This window comes from Clostridium sp. (assembly GCF_021443865.1).
GTDB lineage: Bacteria > Bacillota > Clostridia > Clostridiales > Clostridiaceae > Clostridium.
Genome location: NZ_JABUTB010000004.1, coordinates 1 through 16,794, shown reverse-complemented (window position 1 = coordinate 16,794; position 16,794 = coordinate 1). Strand labels below are relative to the sequence as shown.

Sequence of the window (16,794 nt, the reverse complement as noted above, 5' to 3'; positions counted from 1 at the left end):
TTCTACCTCATAACATATCCAACAGAAAATACAGTTTCTATTATAGAAGGGTTATTAGGCGTGTCCAATTTGCTTCTAAGACGTCTAATATGGATATCTACAGTTCTAATATCACCATCATAAGAAAACTCCCAAATGTTATCTATTAATTGTTCTCTTGAAAAAACCTTATTTTTATTTTGAACAAAGAATTCTAAAAGCTCATATTCTTTAGGCTTTAATTGAACCATAATATCATTTTTTAAAACAGTTCTATTTTTAAAGTTAATTTTAATATTTGTATTTATTTCTAGAAAGTTAGAATTATAATTGGAAGAGGATTTTTCGATTCTTCTAAGAACAGCCTTAACTCTACTTAATACTTCCTTAATATGAAAGGGTTTAGTTATATAATCATCAGCACCTAATTCTAAGCCTAAAACCTTATCTACAACATCATTTTTAGCAGTAAGAATAATTATAGGAATAGAATACTTAGAATTAATTTCCTTACATAAATCGAATCCATTTCCATCTGGCAAATTTAAATCTAATAAAATTAAATTAGGTAAATTTATATTAATATAATCTCTTGCTTCCTTTAAAGAAAAGCTACTATAGGGTTTGTATCCCTCTGACTTTAAGGAATAAAATAATATGTCATTAATAGATTTATCATCTTCAACAATAAGTATTTCATTACTCATTTAATTATCCTCCAAACATAGTATATATTAATTATAAGGTAAAATTTGGATATGGAAAATAAAAATAAAAAAAGCTAGAAGCTATCTTATAATGTAAAAATCTTTATTGAATATATAAATTTTAATTAGAGGCTGTTGTTACAGCCTCTTTATCAATTAAGGAGTATATTGTCTATAGATGGAGTATGCAACATTATTTCTTAACTCTATCCAACATAAGGTTTCTCTATGGGTAATTGGCTTATCAGTGGTTATATTTAAATCACCTACATCCAGAGGATTACTTAAATTAATATAATTTTTAAATTCTTCAAATGAAGCTGTAATAGTTATGGATGAGTTACCTGGATAAATAGTGTTTATGCCTAAAAACTCAACAAAATCGTGATGCAATAGTTGGAAAGCACAATTATCTGATACTTCATAGGTAGTTATTTTACTATAATGATTTCTAATATAATAACCATCAGGAACATAAGGGATACCATTATCGTTAACTGGAAGATCTAAATTATCCTTAAGAGCTTCGTTTAAAGATATTTCTCTTCCTAAATAAAACTCAACTAAATCAACATCTAGATAAGTCTTTCCATCAATGGTATAGATGTTTTTAATAGATCCTATTTGCTTATCATAAGTTGATTCTAATACTGTTAAAGTAACTTGAACTTTTCTACCAAACTCTTCATTATAACCGTAATATTCAAAGACTCCTGGTTTGCTTGTATCTACTTTAGAAGTGTCCCACTTTATTGGTAGAGAAATAGATTTTCCATTTATAGTTGTATTTACCTTTTTAGGAAGAGAGTATTCTGAATCTTGTTCAACTTTATCATCTATTTTTATTACTTCAAGTTTTTCTGATATATTCTTTGCTATTTCCTTCATACTATCAATATCTACATTATTAGAGATAGCTTCTTTGGTGACAAAGTAAGCATCATCAAGTCTATTAGCTTCTAAAAAAATATCCTTGATTTCTAAATATAAATCTTTATTTCCTTTATCTAATTCAATGGCTTTATTATAGTTAGCCATAGCTTCTTCATATTTTCCATCTGCAAGAAGTTTCTTCCCATTAGTAATAAGTTCTTTAGATATATTTTCTTCTACCAAGATTTCTTCTTTAGTATTATTTGATACTGTAACCTTCTTTGTTGAATCAACACAGGAGATTAGAGATGTAGTTATAATAAGAATGAAAAATATAAGTTCTAATTTAATTGCTTTTTTCATTATTGTCTCTCCTTTGAATAAAGTTATTTATTATAAAAATTTAAGCTGTATGTTGTCTATAAATTGAAATAGCAACACCATTTTTTATTTCAATCCAACACAAGGTTCCTCTATCAGTCATTACATCATCCTCATATGATTCTAAGAATATTTTGTTACTGGTAGTTATAAATTCTTTAAAGTTGTTAAATGGCACTGGACTAAGAGGTGTAAAGTTTTCAGTATCTTCTAAAGGATATCCTAGTAGAAAGTAATCTTCTGGCAATATTAGAAAGGTACAGTTATTTGATACTTCATAAGTTGTTAATTTACTATAGTTATTTCTTATATAAGTTGCATTAGGAAGAAAGTATTCTCCATTTTCATTAATAGGTGCTTTATTATCTTTAATTGCCTCTGGTAATGCAGCTTCTGTGCCTGAATAAAATTCAACTAAATCTACATCTATATAGGTTTTACCATTAGAAGAATAAATTTTTTTTATAGAACCTATTTGTTTATCATAAACATTTTCTATAACAGTTACGTTTACTATTATTTTTCTTCCATAGTCGTCGTTATATCCTTCATAGATAAAAGTACCTATATTGTTAGTATCCACTTTTTCATTATTCCAAGTCACTGGAATGGACATTGATGTATCATAAAGATCAATAGTTACTTCTTTTGGAAGAGCATAACTACTGTTTTGATAAATAGAGTTTGATATTTTAATAACTTCAAATTTAGATGAAATTTCTTTTAATAACAATCTCATATTTACAATATCAACATTATTTGAAATTGCAGTTTTAATAATGTTATAAGCTTCGTCAGGTTTGTTTAGAGAAAGATATTTATCCTTGATTCTCAAATAGGTATCTTTATTGTCTTTTTCTAATGCAATGGCTTTATTAAAGTATTCCTTTCCTTCTATAAATTTATTTTCATCTAAAAGTTTTTCACCAGTATTTATAGCTTTTATAATTTCAGTTTCTTCTAAAGAAACTAAGTCTTCAGTGTTTTCACTTACAGTAATTTTTTTAGAACTATTATTACAGGATATAAGTGTTAATGAAGTAGAAATAATAAATATAAATAATAAATTTTGTATAAGTCCTTTTTTCATTTTGATATCCTCCATGATTTCTATAATTTAATAATACTCTGAAGAAATTTCTAAAGATAATAATTATGTTTCCAAGTTATTTCCAAAGTCCTTTCTATCAAGAAAACTTTGAAAGTACTCGATATTATAAATAATTAGAAAGGTATACGGGGTGGTAATATGCCAGGGATATTTAATATAGGGAATAGCTATAATGTTAATAATAAGAAAATATCTAGTAAACTTACCTTCGATATTGGTGAAAAGTTTTCTGGGAAAATAGTAAAAAAAGAAGGTAGTGATGAAGCTACTATAAAGTTAATAGACGGTTGGGAGTTTCAAGCTGAAATAGAAGGAGATTTAGATTCTTTAGGTAATGGCTTTCATAGGTTCCAAGTAGATGGCTTTGAAGATGGCAAACTAAAGCTTAAGATTGTAGCTTCAAATGGAAGGGAAGCTAAACTTTCACAAGGGGAATTTAATGAAATCATACTAAAAGAAGGATTAAGTAGCGATGATATTAGTTTACTTAAGGATATGATTAAGTTTAATATTCCTCTTACAAAAGAAAATATTAGAGAAGTAAAGGGCTTAATTCAGTTTTTGGACAAGCTACAAGAAAATCCAAAGGAAGCTAATGAATTTATAGCTAAGTATCTATTAAGTAATAATATAGATGAAAATAGTGTAGAGGGAAATAAGATAAAAACTACATTAATGGAATTCTTTAATGAACTAAAGACATTATCAAAGGCAGATATTTTAGTTTTATTTGAGAATAATATAGATTTAAATAAAGAAAATATATTAGGATATAAGGCAATATTTAAAAATGAAAATAATATTTCAATGATATTAGAGGATATTAGTGCTTCTTTACCAGAAATTAAAGAAGGAGCAGAAGCTAATACTATAAATGATAATTCTATAGACAATAACTCCTTAAAGGATAATATAAGTACTAAAATTAATAGTAAAGAAATAATTACCGAAAGAAATGTTGAAAATCAAGATGTTAAAATCACTCAAGATAATAATATTAATAATAAAATAGGTAGTGATGCTTATCAAAAAACAGAAGGTTCTACTCCAAAAATAAGTTTGCTTTCTTTATTGAAATCTATCTCTGGGCAAACAGAGGACTATATTAATGTTGACTTAAAAGATATATTAATAAATAGAAGGCAAGAGTTTACTAGTAGTGAATTTGATAAAAGCTTTAATTTAATTAATACTTTAAAGCCAGAGGAATTTATAGAAAGTTTAAAATCATTAATACTAGAATACAGAGAAATAGGACAAGTTATTCCGAAGGATGATTTTAGTGAATATATAAATAAAAGTAATAACTTAGAGCATGGTATAACAGAAACCTTAGAGTTTACTAAGTCAGAAGTTGAAACATTATTATCAAGAACTATGGGGAAAAATATAACCCTAACTGAAGAAGAGTTTACAAAATTAAAAGATGGGATAAACTTAAAATATCAAGAAATCATTGATAAGGAAAAGCCAACTGAAGGAAATGTAATAAGAAATTCTTTAGAAGCTGAAAAGATAAAGAATAGTGAGATTATTACTAATATAGAGAGTAAGGCTAATAATGATATAAATTTGGCTACAAAGGATATTGTAAAAAATTCTATTAATAAAGCTGGAGAAACAAGCAAAGAAATAATCAAAGATTTAATTACAGTATTAAAAAATGAAGGAAGTGTTCCAGAAAAAATATTAGACATAATTAAAAATAATATAAATGAAATAAAAGTCTTTAATAAGATAAGTTCTGAATATTATTATGCGGATATTCCAATTAACATAAGGGAACAGGAGTATCCATGTAAGATAATAGTAAAGGATAAGAGGCAATATAGTAAGAAAATTGATAGTACCAATATAAAGATGGTAATAACTATAGATACTAAAAACCTAGGCATAGTAGATGGATATATGAAGGTTTTAGATAAAAAAATAAATGTTGATTTAAAATGTGAAGACAGATATGTTAAAATAATAGATATGGCAAAGAATAAATTAGCTTATAATATTGAATCTATGGGATTTTTAGTTGATATTAATGTATCTAAAAAGGAAGAGGAAGTATCACTAGCAACATGTAGAGCCTTCTTCAATCCTGATTCTGGAACTGCTATAGATAGGAGGGTATAAGTTTATACCAGGAGGAAAAGGTATATGAAAGGAAGAAAAAGAGCTGCAGCCTTAAAATATGAAGAAAATATAGTAGCACCTATTGTAACTGCTAGTGGTATGGGCTATATAGCAGATAAAATAATAGAAAAAGCAGAAGAAAATGATGTCCCAATAGTGTATAATAAGGAATTGACAGAGCTGCTTTGTAATGTTGATATAGGAGAAAGCATACCAACAGACCTATATGAAGCAGTAGCACATATAATTGCTTATGTAACAGATTTAGATAGAATAATAGAAAGGTGAGTAGATTAAATGGCTTTATACGCTATTTCAGATCTTCATCTTGCTTTTACAACAGATAAACCAATGGACATATTTGGAGAGAAATGGATTAAGCATGATGAAAAGATTAAGGAAAACTGGATTAGTAAAATAAAAGAAGAAGATACTGTACTTATAGCAGGAGATATATCTTGGTCTATGAAGTCTAGTGATAGTAAAGCAGATTTAGATTGGATAAATGATTTACCTGGTAAAAAAATTATATCAAAGGGAAATCATGATTATTGGTGGAGCGGAATTTCCAAGCTAAATAGTATGTATGAAAATACTAAATTTCTTCAAAATAATTTTTATAGCTATGAAGATTATGCTATTTGTGGTTCTAGAGGATGGATACTAGAAGGTAGCGATAGATTTACAGAAAAAGATAAAAAGATATTTAATAGAGAAATAATTAGACTTAGATTATCTTTAGATAAGGCAAAAGAAGCTGGATTTAATAAATTCATAGTAATGATTCATTATCCGCCTATTAATGAAAAGATAGAGGCTTCAGCCTTTACTGAAATATTTAAGGAGTATGGTGTAGAAAAAGTTATATATGGACATCTTCATGGTCCAGCTTTAGGATCTGCATTTAATGGAGAACATGAAGGTGTAGAGTATATTATTACATCCTGTGATTACTTAAATTTTGATCCAATAAGAATATTATAGTAATATTGTAAGAATAAAATATAAATTAAGTTTGTATTCCAATATAAGGTACAAACTTAATTTTTTTGCTTTTATGAAAATTGACACTAAAAAACCAGGGAATTACACTAAAATTAATAAGTTGTTTTCTATAAGTTGGATTGGAGGGGATTTTATGGCTATACATGATTGGAATAATGATGGAAGGAAAGGGATATCATCATTTGGGGCTATTCTAAGTACTATTTTAGGACTTGTGTCTGTAGCCTTTATATTTACCATATTTGATGTAAATATTGATAATGTACCTACATTCATAATTGTTATTATGTGGATTATAAATTCATCTGTTTTGTCAGTAATTTGTGAAATTATTGGAATATAAATATTAAGTAAAGGAGCTACTTTTCAGTAGCTCCTTTAAAATTGCTAAAAAGTTCACAACACAACGAAAAAACTTATCGAGAGTTATTGACAATCAATTTCAATTAACTATAATTGTAAATAGAAGGAACATATAGGGGGAAGATGTATGACAATATTCAATATGAAAGTAGGTCAAACTGGAATTGTAAGAGATATAGAAGGAGACCCTAAATTAGCTAAAAGACTTAAGGCATTAGGATGTGTAAAGGGGACACAAGTAAAGGTAAAGTTAGTAGCACCATTAGGTGATCCAATAGTAATATCATTTAGAGGTTTTGATTTAGCGATTAGAAAAAATGATGCAAAAAACATATATTTAAATGTTTAAGGAGTGGGGAATATGATAAATGTAGCATTAGTAGGTAACCCTAATACAGGAAAAACCACAGTATTTAATGCACTAACTGGATCAAAACAATATGTTGGAAATTGGGCAGGAGTAACTATAGACAAAAAGTACGGATTTATAAATAAAGATATAAAAATTGTAGATTTACCTGGTATTTATGCAATGGACACATATTCAAACGAAGAAAAAGTATCAAGAGCATATTTAGAAAATGAAGAAGTTGATTTAATAATAAATGTAGTAGATGCTACAAACTTAGAAAGAAATTTATATCTTACAACACAATTAATGCAATTTAATAAGCCTATTTTAGTACTATTAAATATGATGGATATAGCTACTAAAAGAGGACTTGACATAGATACAGCAATTCTAGGGGAAAAACTAGGAGTATCAATTTTACCAATATCAGCTAAAAATAAAAAAGGATTAGATAATATAGTAGAAGATATAGACAAAGCAAGAAAATTTAATCCAAACTATAATGTAAATTTCAGTGATGAGAATGAAGCTTATTCTTATATAGCTAATTTAATAAAGGAATCATCTAAAGGTGATGGAAAAACAAATTACATAGGAGAAAAAATAGATAAGGTAGTATTAAATCCAATACTGGCATACCCAGTATTTTTAATTGCCCTTCTTATAATATTTAAATTTACTTTCAATTGGTTCGGACAACCTCTAGCAGATATTTTAGATGCTTTTGTAGCAGATACATTTACACCAATAATAGAAGGCTTACTTGTAAATTCATCACACTGGTTTAAGTCTCTAATAATTGATGGAATAGTAGCTGGAGTTGGAGGAGTTATAGTTTTCTTCCCAATAGTATTTTCACTTTTCATAGGAATATCATTCCTTGAAGATTGTGGATATATGTCAAGAATAGCCTTCCTTATGGATAGAATAATGAGAAAAATTGGGTTATCTGGTAAGGCGTTTATTCCGATGATAATGGGATTTGGATGTTCAGCACCAGCAATAATGGCAACTAGAACTTTAGAAAGTGAAAAAGATAGAAAGATGACAGCTTTATTAGCACCACTTGTAACTTGTGGAGCTAGACTACCTGTTTATGCTTTATTTGCATCAATATTTTTCGTATCAAATCAAGAACTTGTAGTAATGGGACTTTATTTATTAGGAATTATTGTAGCTATTTTAGTTGGATTATTATTTAAAAATACATTATTTAAAAAGGATGAACAACCATTTATATTAGAACTTCCAGAATATAAATTACCAAGTTTTAAGAATATAATTATCAATGCTTGGGATAAATCTAAAGGATTTATAATAAGAGCAGGAACACTAATATTTGCAGTATCAATAGTAGTTTGGTTCTTAACATATTTCAATATGAATGGATTTACAGAAGAAATAAATACTAGTTTCTTAGCAAAATTCGGAGGTCTTTTATCACCTATATTTAAACCATTAGGTTTTGGTGGCTGGGAAGCAGGGGTATCAATACTTACTGGACTTGCAGCTAAGGAAGTAATAATTGGAACAATGGAAATAGTATATGGAGATTTAGCAGTAGTTTTACCAACTATGTTTACTTCAATAACAGCCTTAAGTTTCTTAGTATTTGTTTCATTATATACACCATGCTTTGCTGTAATAAGCGTTATGAAGAAAGAATATGGAAGTAAGATGATGTATATATCAGTTATATATCAATTTGTACTAGCTTGGGTTGTAGCATACTTATTTAGATTCATAGCCACTCTAGTAACTGGTGATATGACTCTTTCATATATAATACAATTCTTAATATTCTTAGGAATAGTATCCTTAGGAATCTTGCTTTTAGTTAAGTATTTTAATAAGGAAGATGTTAAAGAAGCAGTACACCAATAAATTAGTATGAATTTGGAATTACTTTAAAACTCAGCATTAGCTGAGTTTTTTATTTACATAAACAACGGTTAATAACTACACACATATATGTTGTAACCATATATGACTGTGTTTTAGAAAAATGTTGTTAATTTATTAAAAGTATAAAGGTATAACATAATATGAATTTTTGTATACTATAATTTTTTTCAATATAAAGATGTTTATATCCATAAATATATTTATATTAAGTGGTATGTAGAAACATTAAATTGTAACTTTGGAAATCCTTTATTCTCATATATGAAGATTCTTTTAAGAAGTTTTTAAATAATTCTATTTGATTTAAAATAAAAGTTCTATATTTATTGCTAAAATCAAGAATGTGCCAATTCAAATAATTTTCAAGATATTTAGTTGCAACTCCCCTAAACCTAAATAGCCACCTTCTTATATTTAAGGAGAAGCTATGAATGAACAAGCATTTTTTAGGCAAAGAAGAATTTAATTCTTTTATATCTTTTGAGTAAATGTTATTTTTTCCGGAAAGCTCATTAGACTCTAATTCCTTAATAATAAGAGATAGTTTTTTATTTTTAGCTGGTAGAAGTTTTGAGTTATGTTTTTTAGTATATATATCAAAATATCTATCATTATAAGCTGATAAAATAGCATTTTCATCGATGTTATAAGAAAAATTACTACTTATAGAATTAAGAGAAATGCTATATCTACTAATAACTTTTGATAATAAAGTTTTATTACTATCCATTGCACAAGCTATAAAAACTTTTCCGCGTCTATAATTTTCAGCATTTCTATCGCCTTTAAAGTTTTCTAACATCATAACTTTACTTACCTCTACATAGTTTTTCAAAATGTTATAGTAATTTTTATTTTGAGTAATTAGTATTTTATGTCGCCAGAAAAAGGAGGTTGCTAAATTTATATTAAGAATAGCAGAACACTCTCTAAGGGACTTTCCATTATTTAATAAAATGAAATATTTAATCCATAGATCAGCAGATTTTTTTGAATAACTAAATAATGTTTTTGTTTTGGGAGAAAAAGTCTTATTGCAGTTAGAATTTGAGCATTTATATCTTTGAAGGCCATTATATTTACCAAATTTTATAATTTTTTTTCTGTTACAATGAGGGCAACATAAAATCTCTCGATTCTTTAATAAATCGATAACTGCTAATTTGCTGTTGTATTTATTAACTATATTTAATTTACTTTCTACTGTATTGCTATCAAGTTCTTGAAATTCATTAAAATACATAAATAGGATCCTTTCAATAAAAAACAGATATATTTCTTTTGAATTTTTGACAACAGTAAATTATTTTATTCAATTATATAGCGAATAACAACATTTTTCTAAAACAGACACTTATTGTTTCAGAGATATGTATAGGTAAGTTAAAGATAAGAGTGAAAATCCTTTTAAATGTATACTAAGAAACTAAAGGTAATAGAAAATTAAAATTAAATATATATAGTGAATTTTTTAATTAATAGTTTAATTAATTTAATTTAATATATTGAAATGGATTATCAATTAATATATACTATCACTAATCTTTGTAATATGGAAATTAATATCAATAGAAAATATGATTGTGAAAATAATTTGAATAAAGAGGAGATTTAAAATGAAATCTATAAAAAAATATATGTACATAACAATAGGTCTTATTTCTGTAATTATAGGGGCTATAGGTGTTGTACTTCCTATATTACCAACTACTCCATTCTTGCTTTTAGCTTCATTTTGTTTTGCAAAAGGATCTGAAAGATTTAATAATTGGTTTATTAACACAAAGTTATATAAGAAGCATTTAGATTCCTTCATTAAAGAAAGGTCAATGACACTAAAAGAAAAGGTAGGTCTTTTAGCATTTTCAGACTTCATGCTAGCATTTCCATTAATCTTAGTGGATAGTTTACTTATAAAGATATTTATAATATGTCTTATTATGTTTAAGTACTATTACTTTATTTTTAAGATAAAAACAATAACAAAAGAAAAGAAATCAGTACTAAAGTTAGAAGAAGATATTTAGTAAGAAGAATGCTACATATAGGTAGCAATAGGGGATTTTTATATACCTATGTATTACTATAAGAATTTTAAAATAATTATAGATATTGTGACTTTGTTACATTCAAAAAATTATTGTTGGAATATACTTATATCATAAAAAGAATTTATGAATCGGGGGAATTAAAATGAATAGTAATATAAAAGTATATACAACAAACACATGTCCATGGTGCACAAAGGTTAAAAATTACTTAACAAGTAAGAATGTTAATTACGAAGAAGTAAACGTAGGATTAAATAGAGCTGCAGCTATAGAAATGGTAAATAAAAGTGGCCAAATGGGAGTGCCAGTTTTAGATATCAATGGCAGTATAGTAGTTGGATTTGATAAGATGAGAATAGATTCATTGTTAAATTTATAATTAAATTTATTAAAAGTTATTTAATAAGTTGAATATAAGAAGAAGTAAAGCTACAATTATAGTAGCTTTATTTTTTTTGTTTATAAGGGGGAAAAATGGATTTAAAAGATGAATTATTAAAATACTATCCTTTTTTAATGGATTTAGATAGTGAAGTTTTAGATATTATATTAAAGAGAGTTTTAGTAAGTAATTACGAAGTAGGTACAAATGTATTTAGTAATAAAGTAAGCTGCATAGGATTTTCATTTATTTTAGAAGGACGACTTAGAATATATAAAATAGGTGATGATGGTAAAGAAGTAACTCTTTATAGAATAGGAAAAGGAGATAGTTGCTTTAATACAATTTTATGTGCATTAACTGATTCAGATGAAGTTTCTTTTGCAGATGTTGAAGAAAATGCAGTTATTGCAATTTTACCAATGGACATATTTAAAAGATATTTAATAAATAACAATAGTTTTTTAAAGTATATGTTTAGGAATTTATATAATAAATTTGAAAATGTGGTAGAAGGCTTTGAAAAAGTAACTTTTAATAGTATTGAAAATAGAATTATAGATTATTTTAATTTAAAGCTTGTGGATAATCATGGTGTTAAAATTATATATACAACTCATGAAAAAATAGCTGCTGATATTGGATCATCAAGAGAGGTAGTAAGTAGAAGCTTAAAGGGACTGGAGAAAAGAGGCATATTAGAACTTGGAAGAGGTAAAATAAAAATAAAAAACTGGATTTATTAATTTAACTTGACAAATTCGTAACAATATTTTAAAATCTGAATATAGTAATATTATTGATATTAAAATAACAATCGGAAATAAATTTATGGGGTGGTATTGTGGACAATAATTATAAGCAATATGAGGATGTAGCAGAATTCTTGAAGGTTTTGGCACATCCAGTAAGACTTTGTATAGTAAGAAATCTTTTGGAAAAGGGAAATTGCAATGTAACTAATATGCATAGTTGCTTAGGAATGCCTCAATCAACCATTTCTCAACATTTACAAAAGCTTAAGAGTATAGGAATTATTAAGGGCGAAAGAAATGGCTTAGAAATAGTATATGAAGTTGTAGATAAAAGAGTTGAAAAAATAATACAAGCTCTATTAGATAAGGAATAAAAAAAAATACTCCGAAAAGGAGTGTTTTTTATCACATATATATCTATAAATCATAATATAGTGATATAAAGATAAATGCTAAGTAATAAGTAAGAGTTAAGAGAAGAAAATAATAGATAGTAATAAAATTAATGACTAAGTATAAAGTATAGTTTTTAATTGTTATTTATAAATAGTTTTAGAGAATTAATAAAAATTTATAAAAATTTATAATATAAATACTAGGAGGATTAGTAATGAAACAAAAGGTATTGATCGTTGGAGGAGTTGCAGCTGGGGCTTCAGCAGCAGCTAGACTTAGAAGACTAAGGGAAGACATAGATATAGTAATCTTTGAAAGAGGAGAATATATTTCATTTGCAAATTGTGGACTACCTTATTATGTAGGAGAAGTAATACAAGATAGAGAGGCACTTTTACTTCAAACACCTGGACAAATGAAAGACAGATTTAATATAGATGTAAGAATAAATAGTGACGTTATTGAAGTAAATCCAGATACTAAATCAGTAAAAGTTAAAAATCAAGATAGAATCTATGATGAAAGTTATGATTATTTAGTATTAGCACCAGGTGCAAAACCAATAACTCCAAATTTACCTGGAATAGATAGTAAAAAGATTTTTACAGTTAGAAATGTTTCAGATATAGATAAGATAAAATCTTATGTAGATAAAAATACTACAAAGTCAGCAGTTGTTATAGGTGGCGGATTTATAGGTATTGAAATGGCAGAAAATTTAAAGGAAAGAGATATTAATGTAACTTTGATTGAAGCTGCCCCTCATGTTTTAGCACCTTTTGATACAGATTTTTCTAATATAATTGAAAAAGAATTAAATGATAATGAAGTAAGTATTATTTTAAATAATAAAGTTGTAGCTTTTTCAGAAGAAGGAAATTTAATAAATGTAGTTCTAGATGATGAAAGAGTTGTTAAAGCTGATATGGTTATTTCTGCTATAGGGGTAATGCCTGATACAAGATTTATAAAGGATACTGGAATAAAACTTGGTGAAAGAGGACATATAGTAGTAAACGAGCATATGGAAACTAGCATAGAAGGAATATATGCAGGTGGAGATGCTGTAGTAGTTAAAGACTATGTAAATGGAAATGAAGCGTTTATACCACTAGCAGGACCAGCTAATAAGCACGGAAGAATTATAGCTGATAATATTGCAGGGCTAGATAGTGTTTATAAAGGAACTCTTGGAACTTCAATAATTAAAGTATTTGATATGGTAGCTGCTTCAACAGGTAATAATGAAAGAACTTTAAATAGATATGGAATTAAGTATGATAAAGTTTATTTACATCCTATGAGCCATGCAGGATACTATCCTAATGCAATTCCACTAACTATAAAAGTTATTTATGATAAAGAAGGAAAGATATTAGGAGCACAAGTATTAGGCTATGAAGGTGTAGATAAATTTATAGATGTAATTGCAACTTCTATAAAGTTTGGAGGAAGAATGGAAGATTTAGCAGAGTTAGATTTAGCTTATGCACCACCATTCTTATCAGCAAAATCACCAGCAAACATGGCTGGATTTATGGCTGAAAACCAAAGAAAAGGCTTAGTTAAGTTGATAAACATAGATGAATTAAGTAGTTTTGATAGTAACAAGCAAATTTTAGTAGATACTAGAGATAGAGAAGAAGTTGAACTTGGAAGTATACCAAATTCAATAAATATACCTGTTAATGATTTAAGAAACAATTTAGATAAATTAGATAAGAATAAAGAAATAATAGTATATTGTGCTGTTGGTTTAAGAGGATACATTGCATCTAGATTATTAGAAGCAAATGGATTTAATGTTAGAAACTTAAACGGTGGATATAAGACTTATTCAACTTTTGATTATAAAGCTAAAACTATAGAAGCTAATGAAAAAGAAGCGGACTTAGTAATGCAAGAAGTTGCATTAGATAAAGTTAGAGAATTAAATGCAACTGGTCTTTCTTGTCCAGGACCATTAATGCAAGTTAAAATGACAATGGATGCTATGTTTGATGGAGAAGTATTAAAGGTAAAGGCTTCAGATCCAGGATTCTATAAAGATATACAAGCATGGGCAGATAGAACAAATAACAGATTAGTTAATATAGAAAAGAATAAGGGTATAATTGAGGCTACACTTATGAAGTGTTCAAATCAATTATTAAATGATAATGAATTACAAAATAAAATAGCTAAGGACCTTGGAAAAGGAGCACCGTTAGCACCAGTAAAAAATGGCCAAACTATGGTAGTATTTAGTGGAGACTTAGATAAAGCTATAGCATCATTTATTATTGCAAATGGAGCAGCTACTATGGGTAAAAAGGTTACAATGTTATTTACTTTCTGGGGATTAAATGTTCTTAGAAAAACAGAAAAAGTTAAAACTCCTAAGACACTAATTGAAAAAGCCTTTGCAATGATGATGCCAAGAGGAAGCAAGAAATTAGGTCTTTCAAGAATGAATATGGGCGGCATGGGTGCTAAAATGATCAGAGGTGTCATGAAGGATAAAAATATCCAATCATTAGAAGATCTTATGCAAGCAGCCATTGCAAGTGGAGTAGAAATAGTAGCTTGTACAATGTCTATGGATGTTATGGGAATTAAGAAAGAAGAATTAATAGATGGAATAACTTACGCTGGAGTTGGATATTACCTAGGTCAAGCAGACGATGCAAATGTTAACTTATTTATCTAAGGAACAGGTAATAGAAAATAGTTAAGAGTTTAAAATGAAGAGTTTGGAGGAAATTCCTCCAGACTTGAAATTATAAATCTATGTGTAAGTACTTTAGTTTAGAATGGATTCGGTGAAGAGATATCTCAATTAATGTTTTATAGATAAGATTGAAGATGAAAAATAGTAAATGATAGTGAATAAGAGGTTGTCATAGGACAACCTCTTTATTTATGAATTTAAATTTTTCATTATTAATAGTACATTTAATAATAGCATTATTAGTAATACATAATTAAGTACTTAATTATTAATTTTAGATTGTTCGAATTTTATATATTCATTATTAATAGCAGAAATATTGATATTTAATTCTTCAAGGCTTCTAGTTTGTAAGTCCATATTAGCAGCAATCTCTTCAGAAAGTGCTGAATGTTCTTGAGAAATAGTGCTAACAGTATCCATTATAGATAAAACATTATCCTTTTCAGAAGAAGCAGTAGTTAAATTTTCGATACAGTTATCTATTTCCTTAACTGATTCACTAATTGAAGATTTAATATTAGTAAAGCTACCCTTAGTGCTTTGTAAAGTTTTTTGTTGATTATCAACAGCAATTCCACCATTCTCCATGGCTTTAGATGCATCTAAAATATCACTCTTAATATCATCTAATATAGTAGTTATACTTTCTACAGCTTGTTTAGAGTTTTCAGCAAGTTTTCTAACTTCTCCTGCAACTACAGAAAAACCTTTTCCAGCTTCTCCAGCTCTTGCAGCTTCAATTGCTGCATTTAAAGACAGTAGATTTGTTTGAGATGCAATTTGACTAATAGAATCAGTAATAGTATTTACAGATTCTAATTTTGAAACTAGAGAATTTACAGTAGAACTAACAGTTGTAAAAGCTTGTTGTAATAAGCTTAATGAATCATCTAAAGCAGTAAAAGTATTTAAGCCTTCATCAGCTACCTTATCTGTATCTATAACTGTTATTTGAACATTAGTTATATTATAAGCTAATTGCTCCATACGTGTATTAAAACCCTCTAAAATATTTCTTGCATTATTTATTTCTTCAGCTTGAGTTAATGTAGCGTTGGTTAATGATGATAATGAATTATTAACATCAGTAATAGCACCAGATATTCTAGAACTATTTTCCCCTAAATTAAACATTTCCTTTTTAAATTTTTCAGTAACATCTTCTTTTTCTTGTACTTCCTTAGCAATCACTTCTTCATTAATTTCATTACTCTCTTTTGCTAATTTAGTAGCCTTTTTCTTAGAAAATAACCCCATTTTATAACCTCCTAATTTTATCCTTTCCATCTCTAGCCATTTCTTTTATTTTTTGTGTTGAGCCAATAGATGTAATGACTTCTGAAAACCATCTAAGGGCTGTTTCTTCCTCGCCTATTCGCCTATTTATTTCTCCTATTAGAAACATAATAGAAAACTTATCTAATCCATAAACAGGTAGTTTCTCATTTATATATGTATCATTAAAAGAAAGTAAAGCTTGATTTAAATAAATTTTTTCATTAGTTTCATCTGACAATAATCTATACATCCAAGCTATTTTTAAGCATATCATTGCTTTAGTACTTTCTTTTCTTTCAATTATTACAGAGTTTAACAAAGCAAGTTTATATCTTTCTATTGCTACCTTTTCATTAAATGGAATAGGATATTCTCTATTAACCCATTTAGGTGTAATTTTTGATTTTACTAATTCT

The 16,794-nt window shown here is 27.3% G+C and carries 17 protein-coding genes; 11 read left to right on the top strand and 6 right to left on the bottom strand.

Features of this window, described 5'->3' with window-relative positions; genetic code table 11:
* Positions 1 to 2: 2 nt before the first annotated feature.
* The 3 genes from HUJ77_RS01815 to HUJ77_RS01805 form a co-directional block, all read right to left on the bottom strand.
* Positions 3 to 686, bottom strand: a complete 684-nt coding sequence (locus HUJ77_RS01815; RefSeq protein WP_291706861.1) for a response regulator transcription factor — start codon at positions 684 to 686, stop codon at positions 3 to 5.
* A 156-nt stretch (positions 687 to 842) separates the two neighbouring features.
* Positions 843 to 1,922, bottom strand: a complete 1,080-nt coding sequence (locus HUJ77_RS01810; protein ID WP_291706860.1) for an Ig-like domain-containing protein — start codon at positions 1,920 to 1,922, stop codon at positions 843 to 845.
* Between the two features lie 40 nt (positions 1,923 to 1,962).
* Positions 1,963 to 3,030 carry an Ig-like domain-containing protein gene (locus tag HUJ77_RS01805; RefSeq protein WP_291706859.1) on the bottom strand — a complete coding sequence of 356 codons (1,068 nt, stop codon included), beginning with the start codon at positions 3,028 to 3,030 and terminating at the stop codon, positions 1,963 to 1,965.
* Between the two features lie 159 nt (positions 3,031 to 3,189).
* On the opposite strand from HUJ77_RS01805, the gene HUJ77_RS01800 reads away from it, so the two are divergent.
* The 6 genes from HUJ77_RS01800 to feoB all read left to right on the top strand — a co-directional run bounded on the left by HUJ77_RS01800 (position 3,190) and on the right by feoB (position 8,782).
* The gene (locus HUJ77_RS01800) at positions 3,190 to 5,178 is read left to right on the top strand and encodes a hypothetical protein (protein ID WP_291706858.1); all 1,989 of its coding nucleotides are present in this window, start codon (positions 3,190 to 3,192) and stop codon (positions 5,176 to 5,178) included.
* Positions 5,179 to 5,202: 24 nt separating this feature from the next.
* On the top strand, positions 5,203 to 5,466 hold the full coding sequence (locus HUJ77_RS01795) for an EscU/YscU/HrcU family type III secretion system export apparatus switch protein (RefSeq protein WP_291706857.1): 264 nt from the start codon (positions 5,203 to 5,205) through the stop codon (positions 5,464 to 5,466).
* Between the two features lie 9 nt (positions 5,467 to 5,475).
* Entirely contained in the window at positions 5,476 to 6,162 is a 687-nt protein-coding gene (locus HUJ77_RS01790) for a metallophosphoesterase (protein WP_291706856.1), read from the top strand.
* A gap of 154 nt (positions 6,163 to 6,316) precedes the next feature.
* Positions 6,317 to 6,526 (top strand): hypothetical protein, encoded by a 210-nt coding sequence (locus tag HUJ77_RS01785; RefSeq protein WP_291706855.1) that lies wholly within the window; start codon positions 6,317 to 6,319, stop codon positions 6,524 to 6,526.
* Positions 6,527 to 6,673: 147 nt separating this feature from the next.
* Entirely contained in the window at positions 6,674 to 6,895 is a 222-nt protein-coding gene (locus tag HUJ77_RS01780) for a ferrous iron transport protein A (protein ID WP_291706854.1), read from the top strand.
* Between the two features lie 12 nt (positions 6,896 to 6,907).
* Positions 6,908 to 8,782, top strand: coding sequence for a ferrous iron transport protein B (feoB, locus tag HUJ77_RS01775; RefSeq protein ID WP_291706853.1), 1,875 nt, complete (start codon positions 6,908 to 6,910; stop codon positions 8,780 to 8,782).
* 226 nt (positions 8,783 to 9,008) lie between these two features.
* On the opposite strand, the gene HUJ77_RS01770 is transcribed toward feoB, so the two are convergent.
* Positions 9,009 to 10,046 (bottom strand): hypothetical protein, encoded by a 1,038-nt coding sequence (locus HUJ77_RS01770; RefSeq protein ID WP_291706852.1) that lies wholly within the window; start codon positions 10,044 to 10,046, stop codon positions 9,009 to 9,011.
* Between the two features lie 373 nt (positions 10,047 to 10,419).
* Here HUJ77_RS01770 and HUJ77_RS01765 point away from each other — a divergent pair, with 373 nt between their 5' ends.
* From HUJ77_RS01765 to HUJ77_RS01745, 5 genes are all read left to right on the top strand, one after another.
* The gene (locus tag HUJ77_RS01765) at positions 10,420 to 10,830 is read left to right on the top strand and encodes a YbaN family protein (protein ID WP_291706851.1); all 411 of its coding nucleotides are present in this window, start codon (positions 10,420 to 10,422) and stop codon (positions 10,828 to 10,830) included.
* Between the two features lie 166 nt (positions 10,831 to 10,996).
* Positions 10,997 to 11,233, top strand: coding sequence for a glutaredoxin family protein (locus HUJ77_RS01760; RefSeq protein WP_291706850.1), 237 nt, complete (start codon positions 10,997 to 10,999; stop codon positions 11,231 to 11,233).
* Between the two features lie 95 nt (positions 11,234 to 11,328).
* Positions 11,329 to 11,982, top strand: a complete 654-nt coding sequence (locus HUJ77_RS01755) for a Crp/Fnr family transcriptional regulator (protein ID WP_291706849.1) — start codon at positions 11,329 to 11,331, stop codon at positions 11,980 to 11,982.
* 98 nt (positions 11,983 to 12,080) lie between these two features.
* On the top strand, positions 12,081 to 12,365 hold the full coding sequence (locus tag HUJ77_RS01750; RefSeq protein ID WP_291706848.1) for a metalloregulator ArsR/SmtB family transcription factor: 285 nt from the start codon (positions 12,081 to 12,083) through the stop codon (positions 12,363 to 12,365).
* A gap of 236 nt (positions 12,366 to 12,601) precedes the next feature.
* Positions 12,602 to 15,076: an FAD-dependent oxidoreductase gene (locus HUJ77_RS01745; protein WP_291706847.1), complete on the top strand. Its 2,475-nt coding sequence runs from the start codon at positions 12,602 to 12,604 to the stop codon at positions 15,074 to 15,076.
* Between the two features lie 282 nt (positions 15,077 to 15,358).
* Here HUJ77_RS01745 and HUJ77_RS01740 read toward each other — a convergent pair whose 3' ends face one another.
* Together HUJ77_RS01740 and HUJ77_RS01735 are read right to left on the bottom strand one after the other, a co-directional pair.
* Positions 15,359 to 16,357 carry a methyl-accepting chemotaxis protein gene (locus tag HUJ77_RS01740; RefSeq protein WP_291706846.1) on the bottom strand — a complete coding sequence of 333 codons (999 nt, stop codon included), beginning with the start codon at positions 16,355 to 16,357 and terminating at the stop codon, positions 15,359 to 15,361.
* Position 16,358: 1 nt separating this feature from the next.
* Positions 16,359 to 16,794: DUF2225 domain-containing protein (locus HUJ77_RS01735; protein WP_291706845.1), on the bottom strand; the 436-nt coding region annotated here is incomplete at its 5' end.